Below are 15,164 nucleotides of genomic sequence, written 5' to 3'. Positions count from 1 at the left end.
CGCCGCGCCGGCGGGATGCGCGTCAGCCGGCCTTCGTGCCGTGCGCGCCGTCGGCGGTCGGCAGATACGACAGTTCGAGCCGGTACGCGAGCGCGACGAACAGGCTCTGCGCGAGCCCCATCGTGGCGGTCAGCGCGCGGAACCCGAACGTCGCGCTGTCCTGCACCATCAGCGTCACTTCGGCCTCCCGCGCGAGCGGGCTCATCCGGCTGTCGGTGATCGCGATCAGCCGCGCGCCGCGCTGCACGGCCTGCTGCGCGACCTGCACGGTTTCCTCCGCATACGGCATGAACGAGATGACGATCATCACGTCGCCCTCGCGCACCGAGCGGATCTGTCCGAGGTGCATGCTGCCGAGCGCGCTGAACAGCCCGATGCGCTTGTCGGTGTGCTGCAGCGCATAGTCGAGGTACACGGCGATCGGAAACGCGCGCCGCGAGCCGGCGATCCAGATCGCCTGCGTGTCGGCGAGCAGGTCGACGGCCTGCGCGAGCGCCTGCGGGTCGAGCGTCTGCCGCAGCTGCTGCATCCCGGCGATGCTGCCCTTGATGAATTCGTCGGCGATCTGCTCGGGCTGCAGGCTCGACTCGCCCGATTCGATCACGTCGCGCAACCGCAGGTTGTATGCACGCCCCGGCGCGATCTGCTGTGCGAGCCCCTCGCGGAACAACCGCTGCATTTCGGAGAAGCCGGAGAAGCCGAAGTGCTTCGCGAAGCGCACGACTGCCGACGGCTGGACGCCGCACGCTTCCGCGAGCGACTGGATGCCCTCCAGGCCAAGCTGGTCCCGATGCGTTTCCACGTGGCGCGCAATGACCTTCAGGCGATTGCTGAGGCCGTCGTATTCCCGCGTCAGGTGCTGCAGGAACTGCTCGACGGTGGCGGGTGGTTTCTCGGATGAACTCATCGGATAGCGCGAAGTTGACGGCCCCGACGGCCGCGCGATGCTCAAGCGCGCGGCCCGGGACTCGACTGGATACATGCATGAAGGGCGAATTTAAACACGTTTGCGGCACGGCCCGCGCCGCGCGCTCGCTCCCACGCGCTCGATCATCACTTGCACACGCTCCACGGCAAGCCTGGACCGATTGTCCAACGCTCGCGCGGCGTCGTAAAGATTAGGGCGTCTACCGAGGCCGGCTGCCGGCGCGCAACGCCGTGCGGCCCGCCCCGGCCGGGCGTTCAGCGATAGTCGACCCACACGCCGCCCGCATCGGCGGAGCGCACGCAGTGCTCGACCCAGCGCACGCCCTCCACGCCCGCGTGGACGTCCGGAAAGCGAATGCCCTTCAGTGCCGCGACGTCGCCGCGATCGGTCGCATCCATCGCGAGCCCGAAGCGCCGGTAGAGATTCGACCAGGCCTCGAACAGCCCCTCCGGATGTCCGGCGCCGATCCGGTCCTCATGCAGCGCATTCGGATGCAGATAACCCATCCCGCGGTCGAGCACCTGCGCGGGCTGCCCCTGCACTTCATGGCGCAACTGGTTCGGATGCTCGTCCCACCACTCGACGCTCGCCTTCGAGCCGATCACGCGCACCTTCTGGCCGTGCATCGAGCCGGCGTTCACCGCGCTCGACCACACGTAGCCGATCGCGCCCGTGTCGTATTCCATGATCGTGAACGCGTTGTCCTCGAGCGGCGCGCGGCTCTTCACGAAGCTCTGCCGCGAGCACATCAGCCGCCGGATCTTCAGCGCGGGCGCCATCACCTCGGAGATGTACAGCGGATGCGTGCCGATGTCGCCGAGCACGTAGCTCGGGCCGGCGAACTTCGGATCGACGCGCCAGCGCGCGGCCGCGCTCGCGGCCTCGACCCCCTCGCTGTGAAAGCCGTGCGCGAACTGCATCTGCACGATCCGGATCTCGCCGAGATCGCCGCGCGCGATCATCTCGCGCGCCTGTTCGATCATCTGGTGCCCCGAATAGCCGTATGCAACGCCGACGATCCGGTTCTTCTCGACCGACAGGCGCTGCAGCGCCTCGGCTTCCTCGATCGTGAAGCACAGCGGCTTCTCGCAGACCACGTGCAGCCCGGCATTCAGCGCGGCGCGGCAGATCTCGAAGTGCGTATTGTTCGGCGTCGCGATCGTTACCGCGCGAATGCCGTCCGGGCGGCGCGCCTCGGCGTCGAACATCGCCGCATAGTCGGCATAGCAGCGCTCGGGCGCGACGCCGAGCTTCACGCCGAACGCGCGGCCGCGCTCGGGATCGATGTCGAAAGCGCCGGCAAGCAGCTGAAAACTGCCGTCGCGCAACGCGGCCGACCGGTGACTGTAGCCGATCTGGCTGCCGAGCCCGCCGCCGACCATGCCCCAGCGAATCGAGTGCCCGAGCAGAATCTGTCCGTCGATCATGATGGTGTATTCCTTCGTTATCCAGATTGATTACGTCAAGCGAAACCGACTGACGCGAGAAACGTACGGCTCGCGGCGACGTCGCGCAGGCTCGCGTTGGCGTTGCGCGGGTCGCGCTCCTGCTCGATCGTGATGTCGCCCGCGTAGCCGATGTCGTCGAGCGCACGCCGGATCGACCGGTAATCGAGCACGCCGGTGCCGATCGGGCACATCACGCCGCGCGCGCATGCGGCGAAGAACGCGATGTGCTCGCCCATCACCGCGTCGTAGACGGCCGCGTCGATGTCCTTGAAATGCACGTAGTCGAGGCGCGCCGCATGGCGGCGCAGCCACGTCTGCGGGTCCATGCCCGAGTAGTACAGGTGGCCGGTGTCGAGACAGAGGCCGGCGCAGTCGGCCGGAACGTCGGCGACGATCCGGTCGATCTCGTCCGCGAACTCGATATGCCCGCCCGCATGCGGATGAATCACCGTGCGCACGCCGAACGCATCGCGCGCGATCGCGGCGATCTGCCGGATGTGGTCGACCATGTGCGCCCAGCGCGCGTCCGACAGGCGCGGCGCGCGATCGGCATGGCCGGCCGCGTAGTCGCGCTCCGCGTGCCCCCAGTCAATCACCACCAGGTACGGCGCCGCGTAACGCTGGCCGTCCTGCGCGGGCGGCTTCGGCAAGCGCGTGATCAGGGCGCAGATGTCGCGCGCCTGGCGCAGCAGGTTCGGCAGATTCTCCGGCGACACGAGATCGTCGAAGATCGTGCCGGCGGTGATGCTCAGGCGCTGCCGCTCGAGCTCGACGCCCACCAGGTCGGGTTCGAGCGGGAGATAGCCGTACGGCCCGAGCTCGATGCCCGAATAGCCGGCCTGCGCGGCCTCGGCGAGCACCCGCCGCCACGGCGGCAGGTGCGGATTCCTCACGTCGTCGACGCCCCAGCAGCACGGTGCGCAACCCAGCTTCATCGTCATGTCGTTCGGTCCGGCAGGCAGGCGGTTGCGGTTCGGTTCAGCCGCGATAGAACGCGGGACGGTCGGCCAGCGCGATCGGCTCGACCGCGCCGCTTTGCTGCGCACGCACGCAGGCGTCGGCCGCGACCGCCGCCGCGTAGCCGTCCCATGCGGACGGCCCCGTGAGCGCGCCCTGCCGCACGCCGTCGATGAATGCCTGCAGCTCGACGTCGTACGACGCGATGAAGCGTTCCTTCCAGTCGGTCATGATTTCCACCGCTTGCCGCGCCGCATGCTTGAGCCCCACGGCCGGCGGATCGGGCAGCTTCGCGATGCCCTGCTCGCCGACCACCTCGCACTGGATGTCGTAGCCGTACTGGCAGTTCACGAAGATCTCCACGTCGATGCGCACGCCGCTCGCGGTCTCCAGCAGCACGATCTGCGGATCGGCAAGATGCGCGGACGCGTGGCGCGTCTTCTTCGGATAGACGACCTGCGTGCTCACGTAGTCTTCGCCGAGCAGCCAGCGCAGCACGTCGAGTTCGTGGATCAGCGTGTCGGTGATCGCCATGTCCGTCGTGTAGCGCTCGCCGACCGACTGGTTGCGGTGCGCGCAATGCAGCATCAGCGGCGCGCCGATCTCGCCGCTGTCGATCACGCGCTTCAGTGCGCGATAGCCTTCGTCGTACGGCCGCATGAAGCCGACCTGCACGAGCCGCTTGCCGTGCGCGACTTCGGCCTCGACGATCCGCATGCAGCCGTCGGCCGTGACGGCCAGCGGCTTCTCGCAGAACACGGGCTTGCCGTGCGCGATCGCATCGAGCACGAACGCTTCGTGCGTCGGCCCCCACGACGTGACGAGCACGGCCTGCACATCGGCGGCCGCGACCACCTCGTGGCCGTCGCGATGGATCTCGGCGTCGAGCCCCATCTTCTCCACCGCATCGCGCGCCTGGCGCGGATCGATGTCGGTGACGGCCACGACGCGCGCACCGGACAGCGTGCGGGTCAGTCTGCGAATATGGTCCTGGCCGATCGCGCCGCAGCCGATCACGCCGATTTTCAAGGTCATCCGGAGTTCTCCAGTGGTTCATCAGCGGCGCGGCCCCTGCCGCGCCGGTCAGTCATCCGTCAGTGCGCGGCGCGATCGAAATGACGATCGACGTAGCGCCCGATCGTGTCGCGCATGTACCGCGACGACGCTTCCGCGCGGTCCTCCCATGCGAACACGCACGACGACATCACGCCGTCGAATCCCGCGGCGCCGAGCGCGCGGAAAAATACGTCCCAGTCGATCTCGCCCTGCCCGATGTCGAGATGCTGGTGCACGCGGATCTGGTTCGAGCCGGGCGGGTTCACGATGTAGCGCAGCTGGCTGCTCTTGCGGTGGTCGAACGTGTCGGCCACGCGCACATGCGCGAGGATCGGCGCGGCCCGCGCGATCATCGCGGCCATGTCGTCGCCGTAATGGAACGTGTGCGGCGCGATGTACGACAGCTTCAGCGACGGCGAACCGAGGTTCGTGACGATGTCGATCGCGGGCTGCAACGCCTCGATCCAGTCTTCCGGATGCGGTTCGACCGACAGCACGATGCGTTCGCGCTCGAGGATCGGCAGCAGCGTGTCCATCGACCGGAACCACGCGGCCTCGCACAGCTCCTTCGGGTTCGCGCCCGGCCGTTCGCCGACCGAGCGCTCGGGCGACGCGCCGCGCCCGAACTCGGACACCATCAGCGTGCACTCCATCTCGAGCGCGACCTCGATCGCCTTCCTCCAACAGCGCACGGCCCATTGCCGCTCGTCCTCGAACGGGCTCGCCCAGCGGTACATCGGCTGCAGCGACGCAAGGCCGACGCCGCTCGCGCGCAGCGCCTGCCGGAACGCGGCCATGCGCTCGCGCGTCGCGCGCGGCATCACCCACCAGTCGAGGAAGTCGCCGCGCGGCGACAGCTCGATCTGGTCGTAGCCGAGTTCGGCCACCGCATGCGGCAGCCGGTCGAGCGGCAGGTGGCGAATCATGTACGGGTCGAGCGCGATCTTCATCGAATGTCCTCGGCGGCGGCGGGTTCCGGACGCTGCCGGCGGCACGTGCCGCCCGCGTCCGGCGATGCATGAAGGATCAGCGGCGCTTCTTCTTGTTGCGGTACTGGTCGGCGATCACGGCCGCGACGATGATCGCGCCCTTGACCATCTCCTGGTAATACGCGTCGATGCGGATGAACGTGAAGCCCGACGTCATCACGCCGAGGATCAGCACGCCGATCACGGTGCCCGTGACACGGCCGAGCCCGCCCGACAGCGACGTGCCGCCGATCACGACGGCCGCGATCGCATCGAGTTCGTACATCACGCCCATGCCCGACTGGCCGGAAATCGCGCGCGCGGCGGTCACGGTGCCGGCGATCCCGCTGAGGAGGCCCGCGATCGCATAGACGAAGATCAGGTGACGCGTGACGTTGATGCCGGACACGACGGCCGCATGACGGTTCGCCCCGATCGCATAGGTGTACTTGCCGAACCGCGTGTAGCGCAGCACGACGTGGAAGATCGCGGCGATCACGAGAAAGATGATCACCGGGTTGGCGCCCGCGCCGATGGCCGCGAACTGGTCGGTCAGCATCGACACGGGCATCCCGTTGGTGAACCACTTCGCGAAGCCGCGCGCGGCCACCATCGTGCCGAGCGTCGCGATGAACGGAGGGATACCCGTCATCGCGATCAGCGAGCCGTTCAGCAGGCCGACCAGCAGCCCGACGCACACGCCGGCCAGCACGGGCCAGATGATCGGCAGGTCGGTCAGGTGCGGAAACACCGCGCGCGGAAAGTCGGACACCTGCGCGAGGCTCGCCGATACGACCGCCGCGGCGGCCACGACCGACCCCGACGACAGGTCGATCCCGCTGGTGATGATCACGAGGTTCACGCCGACCGCGATGATGCCGATCACGGCCATCTGCAGCACGATGATCTCGAGCCGCTCGGCGTTGAACAGGAAGCTCTGGCCGACGACGATCCAGCCGACGATCTCGAAGAACAGGCTGATGCCGACGAGCACGAGGAAGATGCTCAGTTCGGGCGGCCACTTCGTGTGCCGCGCCTTGATCGTCATGGTCTGCGCATCCGCGACCGGGTTCAGGTTGCCCATTTGTTTGTCTCCAATCTTGTTTCGGCTCAGCGCGACGCGAGATCCATGATGCGGACCTGGTCGGCGTCCTTGCGATCGACGATGCCGGTCATGCGCCCTTCGTGCATCACCATCACGCGATCGCTCATTCCCAGCACTTCCGGCATCTCCGACGAGATCATCAGCACCGCGACGCCCTTGCCGGCGAGCGCGCTGACGAGCCGGTGAATCTCGGCCTTCGCGCCGACGTCGATGCCGCGCGTCGGTTCGTCGAGGATCAGGATGCGCGGCTGCGTGAGCAGCCAGCGGCCGATCAGCACCTTCTGCTGGTTGCCGCCCGACAGGTTCTGGATCTCCTCGTGCAGCCCGGGCGACTTCACGCGCAGCATCCGGCTCATTTCCTCGCAGTCGCGCTTCAGCTGCGCCTGCTGCACGAAATTGAACTTCACGTAGCGGTTGCTGAGCACCGCCGCTTCCATGTTCGCGAGCAGGTCGAGATTCAGGAAGCAGCCGGTGTCCTTGCGATCCTCGGTGAGGAACGCCATCCCGAGTTTCATCGCCTGCGCGGGCGTCGCGATCCGCACCGGCTTGCCGTCGATCCGGATCTCGCCCGACGTGGCCGGCACGACGCCGAACAGCGCCTCCGCGACGTTCGAGCGCCCCGAGCCGACGAGCCCGGCCACGCCGAGGATCTCGCCCGCGCGCAGTTCGAAGCTCACGTCGCGAAACACGCCTTCGACGCCGAGATTCTTCACCGACAGCACGACGTCGCCGATCGGCACCTCCTCCTTCGGGAACATCTGCGTGATCTCGCGCCCGACCATCATGCGGATGATGTCGTCGCGCGTGACGTCGCTCGACGCATGCGTGCCGATGTACCTGCCGTCGCGGAACACCGAGAACTCGTCGGCGATCTCGAACAGCTCGTTCATCTTGTGCGTGATGTAGACGATGCCCTTGCCCTGCTCGCGCAGCTGGCGAATGATCCGGAACAGGTGGCTGACTTCCTTGTCGGTCAGCGCGGAGGTCGGCTCGTCCATGATCAGTACGTCCGAGTCGAACGACACGGCCTTCGCGATCTCGACCATCTGCCGGCTCGCAACGGTCAGCGTGCGCACGTCGGTTTCCGGATCGATGTCGATCGACAGCCGCTCGAACAGTGCGGCCGTCTGGCGGCGCAGCGCCGCGTGATCGATCAGGCCGAAGCGGTTCTTCGGTTCGCGGCGGATCCAGATGTTCTCCGCGACCGTCATGTACGGCATCAGGTTGAGTTCCTGGTGGATCATCGCGATGCCGCGGTCGAGCGCATCGAGCGGGCCGTTCAGCACGACCGGCTCGCCGTTGATCAGGATCTCGCCCTGGTCGGGCGTGTAGACGCCCGCGATGATCTTCATCAGCGTCGACTTGCCCGCGCCGTTCTCGCCCATCAGCGCATGCACGGTGCCGCGCCGCACGCGGAACTGCACGCCGTCGAGCGCGACGACGCCGGGGAAGGACTTGCCGACGCCGCGCACCTCGAGCACGCAGTCGGCGGCGGAAGAAGCCGGCGGGCCCTCCCGGCCGGACGAGCCGGTCGATCCGGACGAAGCGGCCGGCGCGTCGCCGCCGGCCATCGGCTGCGCGATCCTGGCTGTAAACATGGACGTTCCTCGACAGTCGCACGCGAACCCGGCCGTGCCGGGCCCGCGCAGTTCAACGGAAAAGCCGGTCAGTGCCTGGCGTACTGGTTCATGTTGTCCGGCGTCACCAGCTCGAACGGCACGTTCACGTAACGGTCGACGGGCTGCTTCTTCGCGAGCTTCAGCGCCGCGGCCACCGACTGCGCGCCCTGCCCGACCGCGTTCTGGTACACCGACACCTTCAGCTCGCCGCTCTTCATCGACGCGAGGCCGTCCGGCGTGGCGTCGATGCCGGCGACGACCGTCTTCGGCGTCCACTTGCGCGCGGCCTTCAGCGCGTTGATCGCGCCGATCGCCATTTCGTCGTTGTTCGACACGATCGCGTCGAACTTCGTCCCGGAGCTCAGCCAGTTCATCGTGATGTCCTGGCCCTGCGTGCGGCTCCACTTGCCTTCGCGCTTGTCGACGATCTTCATGCCCGCGCAGTCCTTCGTCGCGATCACGTCCTCGATGTCCCGGGTGCGGGCGCGCGCCGATTCGTTGGACAGTTCGCCCATCAGCACGAGGATGTCGCCCTTGCCGCCGAGCAGCTTGCACACCTGGCGCGCCTGCAGCGTGCCCGACTGCTTCTCGTCGGACGCGACGACCGCGACGCCGGCCGGCAGCTTGTCGAAATCGACCGGCTTGCGGTTCACGTAGACGAGCGGGATCTTCGCGGCCGTCACCATCTTCGTGATCTTCGGCGTCGCGTCGGTGTCGACCGCGTTCACGATGATCGCGTCGACCTTCTGCGCGATCATGTTCTGGACCTGGCTCAACTGCTTGCCGACGTCGTTGCCGCCGTCCTCGATCTGCACCGTCGCGCCGTCCTTCTTCGCGGCATCGGCGATGCTGTTGCGCAGGATGGTCAGGAACGTGTCGTCGAACGACGCCATCGTCACGCCGATCTTCTCGGCGTGCGCGAGCGGCATCGCCAGGATCGCGGCGGCCGCGACGGCCATCAGCTTGGTCTTCATGATCAATCTGTCTCCTCATCTCCGGGGGGCGGAAGACGGCGCGTTGCGCGCCGCCGGGCCGAGTCCGATCGAATCCGATACGGACTGAAGCATCCGGATGAAACTGTAGATCACTTCCTCGAAAATTTGGAAATTTATTTCTACGTGATTTCACCTAGGGAACTGGATTTCCAAAAAGTCTAGACTGCGTCCGTAGCCCGATTCCTGGCGGCAGGCAGTCCCGCGTCGTGCAGCCCACGTCGCGGACCGTCGCGACCGGATCGGTCCCCTAATCTGCCGGCAACGCCGAACGCCGGCCGCGAGCGTGACACGTGATATGAGCCTGCTGAACTTTCCGAGTGACCGCCCCATCGATCTCGCCTGCCTCGGCCGCGTGGCCGTGGATCTCTATGCGCAGCAGTACGGCAGCCGCCTGGAGGATGCGCGCAGTTTCCAGATGTATCTCGGCGGCTCGTCGGGCAACGTCGCGTTCGGCGTGGCCCGGCTCGGGCTGAAGACCGCGATGATCTCGCGCGTCGGCGACGAGCAGATGGGCCGCTTCCTGCGCGAGACGCTCGAACGCGAAGGCTGCGACACCAGCCAGCTGCAGACCGACGGCGAACGCCTCACCGCGCTGGTGCTGCTCGGGCTGAAGGATCGCGACACGTTCCCGCTGCTGTTCGTGCGCGAGAACTGCGCGGACATGGCCGTGCGCGCCGACGAGATCAGCGAGGCCTTCATCGCCGGCTGCCGCGCGCTCGCGATCACCGGCACGCACCTGTCGACGCCGGGTACGCGCGAGGCGTCGCTGACCGCGCTCGGCTACGCGCGCCGCCACGGCGTCGTGCGCATTCTCGACATCGACTACCGGCCGGTGCTGTGGGGCCTGACCGCACGCGGCGCGGGCGAGAACCGCTATGTGCCGGATGCGCAGGTGACGCGGCAACTGCAGCAGGTGCTCGGCGAATTCGACCTGCTGGTCGGCACCGAGGAGGAATTCCTGATCGCGGGCGGCGTGCCGCACGACCTGATCGGGTCGCTGCAGGCGGTGCGCCGGATCACGAACGCCGCGCTGGTGGTCAAACGCGGCGCGCTCGGCTGCTGCGTGATCGAGGGCGATATCCCCGCCTGCATCGACGACGCGCCGACCTTTCTCGGCGAGCGCGTCGAGGTGCTCAACGTGCTCGGCGCGGGCGACGCGTTCCTGTCGGGCCTGCTGTCGGGCCTGCTGCGCGGCCGCGACTGGGCCGAATCGACGCGCATCGCGAACGCGTGCGGCGCGATCGTCGTGTCGCGCCACGCGTGCTCGGCCGCGATGCCGACGCCGGCCGAACTCGCGCACTGGTTCGACGGCGACCGCAATCCGGCGGTCGACGCCGACCGCACGCTCGCGCACCTGCATCGCGTGACGGTGCCGCGTCGCGAATGGGACGACCTGTGCGTGATGGCGTTCGACCATCGCAGCCAGTTCTACGAACTCGCGGTGCAGGCCGGCGCGGACGAAGCGCGCATCAAGACGCTGAAGCGCCTGCTCGTGCGCGCGGCCGAACAGGTCGAGCGCGAGCGCCGGATCGAAGGCCACGTCGGCGTGCTGATCGACGGCGGCGCCTACGGCAGCGACGCGCTCGCGTCGGCCACCGGGCGCGGCTGGTGGGTCGGCCGCCCGGTCGAGCTGCCCGGCTCGCGGCCGCTGCGCTTCGACGAGACGCGCTCGGTCGGCTCGACGCTCACGCACTGGCCGACCGAGCAGGTCGTGAAGTGCCTGATCCACTATCACCCGGACGACGACGTCGACCTGCGCGTGGAGCAGGAACAGCGCGTGCTGGAGCTGTGGGAAGCCACCCGCGCAAGCGGCAACGAACTGCTGCTGGAGGTGATTCCGCCGCGCGCGGTCACGCCGGCGGGCACCGAGGACGACGCGGTGCTGCGCGCGGTCGCACGCTTCTACAACCTCGGCGTGATGCCCGAATGGTGGAAGCTCACGCCGCTGAGCGCCAACGGCTGGACGCGGCTCGAAGCGCTCGTCGCCGAGCGCGACCCCCATTGCCGCGGCGCGGTGATCCTCGGGCTGAACCAGCCGCTGCAATACCTCGTCGACAGCTTCCGCTCGGCGACCAGCCCGATCGTCAAGGGCTTCATGGTCGGACGCACGCTGTGGGCCGACGCGGCGCTGAACTGGTTCGCCGGCCGCATCGACGACCAGGCGCTGATCGACGAAGTCGCCGGCAACTTCGCGCAACTGGTCGACGCATGGCTCGGCCGTCGTGCCGCGGCCGCCCGCGCCGCCGCGGCCTGAGGCGGCGCCCGAGCCGATCCACCCGATTCCTCCTTACCGACCGACATGACCACCACCGTAAGACTGACCGTGAGCCAGGCGCTCGTGCGCTACCTGGCCGCCCTGCGCGCCGAAGTCGTCCAGCCCGACGGCCGCACCGAGATCCTGCCGTACTGCGGCGGCGTGTTCGCGATCTTCGGCCACGGCAACGTGGCCGGCCTCGGCGAAGCGCTGCATGCGGAACGGGACCGCCTGCCGACCTACCGCGCGCACAACGAGCAAGGGATGGCGAATGCAGCCATCGCGTTCGCGAAAGCGAACTTCCGCCAGCGGATGATGGCGGCGACGTCGAGCATCGGCCCCGGCGCGACCAACATGCTGACGTCGGCCGCGCTCGCGCACGTCGGCCGGCTGCCGCTGTTGCTGCTGCCCGGCGACGTGTTCGTCTCGCGGCTGCCCGACCCCGTGCTGCAGCAGGTCGAGGATTTCGAACAGGGCGACGTCAGCGCGAACGACTGCTTCCGCCCCGTCACGCGCTACTTCGATCGCATCACGTCGCCCGAGCAGTTGCTCGTCGCGCTGCCGCGCGCGATCCAGGTGATGACCGACCCCGCGCAGTGCGGCCCGGTGTGCCTCGCGCTGCCGCAGGACGTGCAGACGTTCGCATACGACTGGCCCGAGGATTTCTTCGCGCCGCCGGTGCTCCGGATGCGCCGGCCGCCGGCCGACGCGCTCGAGCTCGCCGATGCGCTCGACGTGCTGAAGGCCGCGCGCAAGCCGCTGATCGTCGCCGGCGGCGGCGTGCTGTACAGCCAGGCGTGGGACGCGCTGCGCGCGTTCGCCGACACGCACGGCGTGCCGGTTGCCGAATCGCAGGCCGGCAAGGGCAGCCTCGCGTGGGACCATCCGCTGAACCTCGGATCGATCGGCGTGACCGGCTCGCCCGCCGCGAACCGCGCGGCCGCGCAGGCCGACGTCGTGCTCGCGGTCGGCACGCGGCTGCAGGATTTCACGACCGGCTCGCATGCGCTCTTCGGCAACGCGACGCTGCTGAGCCTGAACGTGCAGCCGTTCGACGCGGGCAAGAAACGCGGCCGGCAACTGGTCGCCGATGCGCGCACGGGCCTCGGCCAGTTGTCGGCCGCGCTGGCCGGCTGGCGTGCCGACGCGGGATGGACGGCCGCCGGCCGCGACCAGGCCGCCGCATGGAATGCGCGCGTGACCGAACTGACGACGCGCGCGCCGCGGGACACGCTGCCGTACGACGCGGACGTGATCGGCGCGGTGCGCGACTCCGCGGCCGACGCGGGGCGCGACAGCGCGCGCGACGATCTCGTCGTGTGCGCGGCCGGCACGCTGCCGGCCGAGTTGCACAAGCTGTGGCGCAGCGGCGCGCCCGGCAACTACCACATGGACTATGCGTACTCGTGCATGGGCTACGAGGTCGCGGGCGGACTCGGCGCGAAGCTCGCGCGGCCCGAGCGCGAAGTCATCGTGATCGTCGGCGACGGCTCGTACATGATGCTCAACGCGGAACTCGCGACGTCCGTGATGCTCGGCCGCAAGATCATCGTCGTGATCCTCGACAACCGTGGTTACGGCTGCATCGAGCGGCTGCAACTGAATTGCGGCGGCGCGAGCTTCAACAACATGCTCGACGACTGCGTGCCGGAGGGCGGCGAGCGCTCGACGATCGACTTCGCGATGCATGCGCGCGCGATGGGCGCCGACGCCGTGCACGTGCGCGACGTCGACGAACTGCGCCGCGAAATGCGGCGCGCCCGCGCGGCAACGAAGAGCCAGGTGCTCGTGATCGACACCACGCACCGGCGCACGACCGACGACGGCGGCGCGTGGTGGGAAGTCGCCGTGCCGCAAGTCTCCGCACGGGCCGGCGTCGACGCCGCGCATCGCGCGTATCTCGACGCGAAGACCCGGCAGCGGCGCTGATGGCACGCGCTGCCCACGAACCCGCCCCGCTGAAAACACATTCGAACCAAGGAAGCACGTCATGAGCTGGAACGTCCGCATCGGTATCAACCCCCTGTCGTGGATGAACGACGACCTGCCGTCGCTCGGCGGCGAAACGCCGCTCGAAACGGCGCTGCAGGAAGGCGCCGAAATCGGCTACGCGGGCTTCGAGCTCGGCAACAAGTTCCCGAAGACGGGCCCCGAGCTGAAGGCGAAGCTCGCCGAGTTCGGGCTCGTGTGCGTGTCGGGCTGGTATTCGGGCTTTCTCGCCGAGGTCGGGCCGGGCATGAGCGACGCCGATGCGCTCGCCGCGGAAATCGAGCGCTGCCGCGCGCACATGACGAAGCTGCAGTACAACGACGTGAAGGTCGTCGTGTACGGCGAATGCGCGGGTACGATCCAGGGCAGCATCGACACGCCGGTCGCGAAGCGGCCGCGCTTCGTCGACGACGAGGCATGGCGCCGCTACGCGGCGCGCCTCGACGCGTTCGGCGCGCATCTGCTCGACACGTACGGGATCAAGCTCGCCTACCATCACCACATGGGCGCGTACGTCGAATCGCCGGACGACGTCGACCGGCTGATGGCGCTGACCGATCCGGCGAAGGTGTTCCTGCTGTTCGACACGGGCCACGCGTATTTCGGCGGCGCGACCGACCCGGTGGCGCTGCTGAAGAAGCACGTATCGCGCGTGGTCCACGTGCATTGCAAGGACGTGCGGGCGCAGGTCGTCACGCAGGCGCGCAACGACGGCTGGAGCTTCCTGAACGGCGTGATCAACGGCACCTTCACGGTGCCGGGCGACGGCGCGCTCGACTACGACGCCACGCTGCGCACGCTGAAGGACGCCGGCTACGAAGGCTGGCTCGTCGTCGAGGCCGAGCAGGACCCGGCGGTCGCGCCGAGCTATGCGTATGCGAAGAAGGGCTACGATTCGCTGCGCGCGATCGTCGACCGGTTGAGCGCGTAAGCGCTCGCACGCTTGAGCCCCCCTGTTGCGGAGCCCCATCCCATGACGATTTCTCCCCTGTTGATCAAGGCCTCGGCCGATCGCGAAATCTGCAACGTGACGCCCGAATCGGCCGGCTGGAAGCATGTCGGCTTTCGCGCGCTGCGCCTGAAGGCCGGCGATGCCGAAACGCTCGACACCGGTGCGCGCGAGCTGTGCGTCGTCGTGCTCACGGGCACGGTGCGCGCGGAGGTCGACGGTACGACCTACGAGGCGCTCGGCAAGCGCGACAGCGTATTCGACGAAGTCTCGCCGGACGCGCTGTACGTGCCGGGCGGCAAGACCGTCACGCTGGCCGCGACGCGCGACGCGGAAATCGCGCTGTGCACCGCGCCGTACACGAGCGGCGACAAGCCCGTGCGGCGTCTCGACGGCGAACGGATGCGCCGCTCGGTGCGCGGGCAAGGCACCAATACGCGGTACGTGTGCGACATCCTGATGGGCGACAATCCGGCGGCCGACCGGCTGCTGGTGGTCGAGGTGATCACGCCGGCCAGCCATTCGAGCAGTTATCCGCCGCACAAGCACGATCGCGACGCGGCGCCGGAGGAAACCTCGCTCGAGGAAACCTACTATCACCGGATCGATCCGCCGCAGGGCTTCGCGTTCCAGCGGGTGTACACGGACGACCGCAGCCTCGACGAAGCCTGCGCGGTCGAGGACCACGACGTCGTGATGGTGCCGCGCGGCTACCATCCGGTGGTCGCGCCGCACGGCTACAACCTCTACTACCTGAACGTGATGGCCGGGCCGAGCCGCGCATGGGCGTTCAGGAACGATCCCGCGCACGCGTGGATGCTCGACGCGGCGCCGCAGCGCTGAACGATGGACGGGCCCGCGCGCGGCCCGTGACGATGCCCCGCCCGGCACGCGCA

Annotated in this window: 12 protein-coding genes; 4 read left to right on the top strand and 8 right to left on the bottom strand. The window is 68.4% G+C overall.

Annotated features, from left to right (window positions below; all coding sequences use genetic code 11):
- Nucleotides 1–22 precede the first annotated feature (22 nt).
- The 8 genes from GQ56_RS0130975 to GQ56_RS0130940 all read right to left on the bottom strand — a co-directional run bounded on the left by GQ56_RS0130975 (nt 23) and on the right by GQ56_RS0130940 (nt 9,055).
- Nucleotides 23–907 carry a MurR/RpiR family transcriptional regulator gene (locus GQ56_RS0130975; protein WP_031402345.1) on the bottom strand — a complete coding sequence of 295 codons (885 nt, stop codon included), beginning with the start codon at nt 905–907 and terminating at the stop codon, nt 23–25.
- 275 nt (nt 908–1,182) lie between these two features.
- Nucleotides 1,183–2,355, bottom strand: coding sequence for a Gfo/Idh/MocA family protein (locus GQ56_RS0130970; RefSeq protein WP_031402344.1), 1,173 nt, complete (start codon nt 2,353–2,355; stop codon nt 1,183–1,185).
- Between the two features lie 35 nt (nt 2,356–2,390).
- Nucleotides 2,391–3,317 carry a TIM barrel protein gene (locus GQ56_RS0130965; protein ID WP_031402343.1) on the bottom strand — a complete coding sequence of 309 codons (927 nt, stop codon included), beginning with the start codon at nt 3,315–3,317 and terminating at the stop codon, nt 2,391–2,393.
- 37 nt (nt 3,318–3,354) lie between these two features.
- Nucleotides 3,355–4,368, bottom strand: coding sequence for a Gfo/Idh/MocA family oxidoreductase (locus GQ56_RS0130960; protein WP_031402342.1), 1,014 nt, complete (start codon nt 4,366–4,368; stop codon nt 3,355–3,357).
- A 59-nt stretch (nt 4,369–4,427) separates the two neighbouring features.
- Nucleotides 4,428–5,339, bottom strand: a complete 912-nt coding sequence (locus GQ56_RS0130955; protein ID WP_031402341.1) for a sugar phosphate isomerase/epimerase family protein — start codon at nt 5,337–5,339, stop codon at nt 4,428–4,430.
- Between the two features lie 76 nt (nt 5,340–5,415).
- A complete protein-coding gene (locus GQ56_RS0130950; protein ID WP_031402340.1) occupies nt 5,416–6,441 on the bottom strand; it encodes an ABC transporter permease in 1,026 nt (341 codons plus the stop codon).
- Nucleotides 6,442–6,467: 26 nt separating this feature from the next.
- Nucleotides 6,468–8,060: a sugar ABC transporter ATP-binding protein gene (locus tag GQ56_RS0130945; protein WP_031402339.1), complete on the bottom strand. Its 1,593-nt coding sequence runs from the start codon at nt 8,058–8,060 to the stop codon at nt 6,468–6,470.
- 68 nt (nt 8,061–8,128) lie between these two features.
- Nucleotides 8,129–9,055: a sugar ABC transporter substrate-binding protein gene (locus GQ56_RS0130940; protein WP_031402338.1), complete on the bottom strand. Its 927-nt coding sequence runs from the start codon at nt 9,053–9,055 to the stop codon at nt 8,129–8,131.
- A gap of 316 nt (nt 9,056–9,371) precedes the next feature.
- Between GQ56_RS0130940 and GQ56_RS0130935 the strand changes: the two genes are divergently transcribed.
- From GQ56_RS0130935 to iolB, 4 genes are all read left to right on the top strand, one after another.
- Nucleotides 9,372–11,330: a bifunctional 5-dehydro-2-deoxygluconokinase/5-dehydro-2-deoxyphosphogluconate aldolase gene (locus tag GQ56_RS0130935; protein WP_031402337.1), complete on the top strand. Its 1,959-nt coding sequence runs from the start codon at nt 9,372–9,374 to the stop codon at nt 11,328–11,330.
- A 45-nt stretch (nt 11,331–11,375) separates the two neighbouring features.
- Complete coding sequence (iolD, locus tag GQ56_RS0130930; protein ID WP_031402336.1) at nt 11,376–13,259, top strand: 3D-(3,5/4)-trihydroxycyclohexane-1,2-dione acylhydrolase (decyclizing); 1,884 nt, start codon at nt 11,376–11,378, stop codon at nt 13,257–13,259.
- A gap of 61 nt (nt 13,260–13,320) precedes the next feature.
- A complete protein-coding gene (gene iolE, locus GQ56_RS0130925; protein ID WP_031402335.1) occupies nt 13,321–14,250 on the top strand; it encodes a myo-inosose-2 dehydratase in 930 nt (309 codons plus the stop codon).
- 42 nt (nt 14,251–14,292) lie between these two features.
- Nucleotides 14,293–15,111 carry a 5-deoxy-glucuronate isomerase gene (gene iolB / locus GQ56_RS0130920; protein ID WP_031402334.1) on the top strand — a complete coding sequence of 273 codons (819 nt, stop codon included), beginning with the start codon at nt 14,293–14,295 and terminating at the stop codon, nt 15,109–15,111.
- Nucleotides 15,112–15,164: the final 53 nt, after the last annotated feature.

It is taken from the genome of Burkholderia paludis, assembly GCF_000732615.1.
Classification (GTDB): Bacteria; Pseudomonadota; Gammaproteobacteria; order Burkholderiales; family Burkholderiaceae; genus Burkholderia; species Burkholderia paludis.
This window is presented reverse-complemented; position numbering and strand designations above follow the sequence as displayed.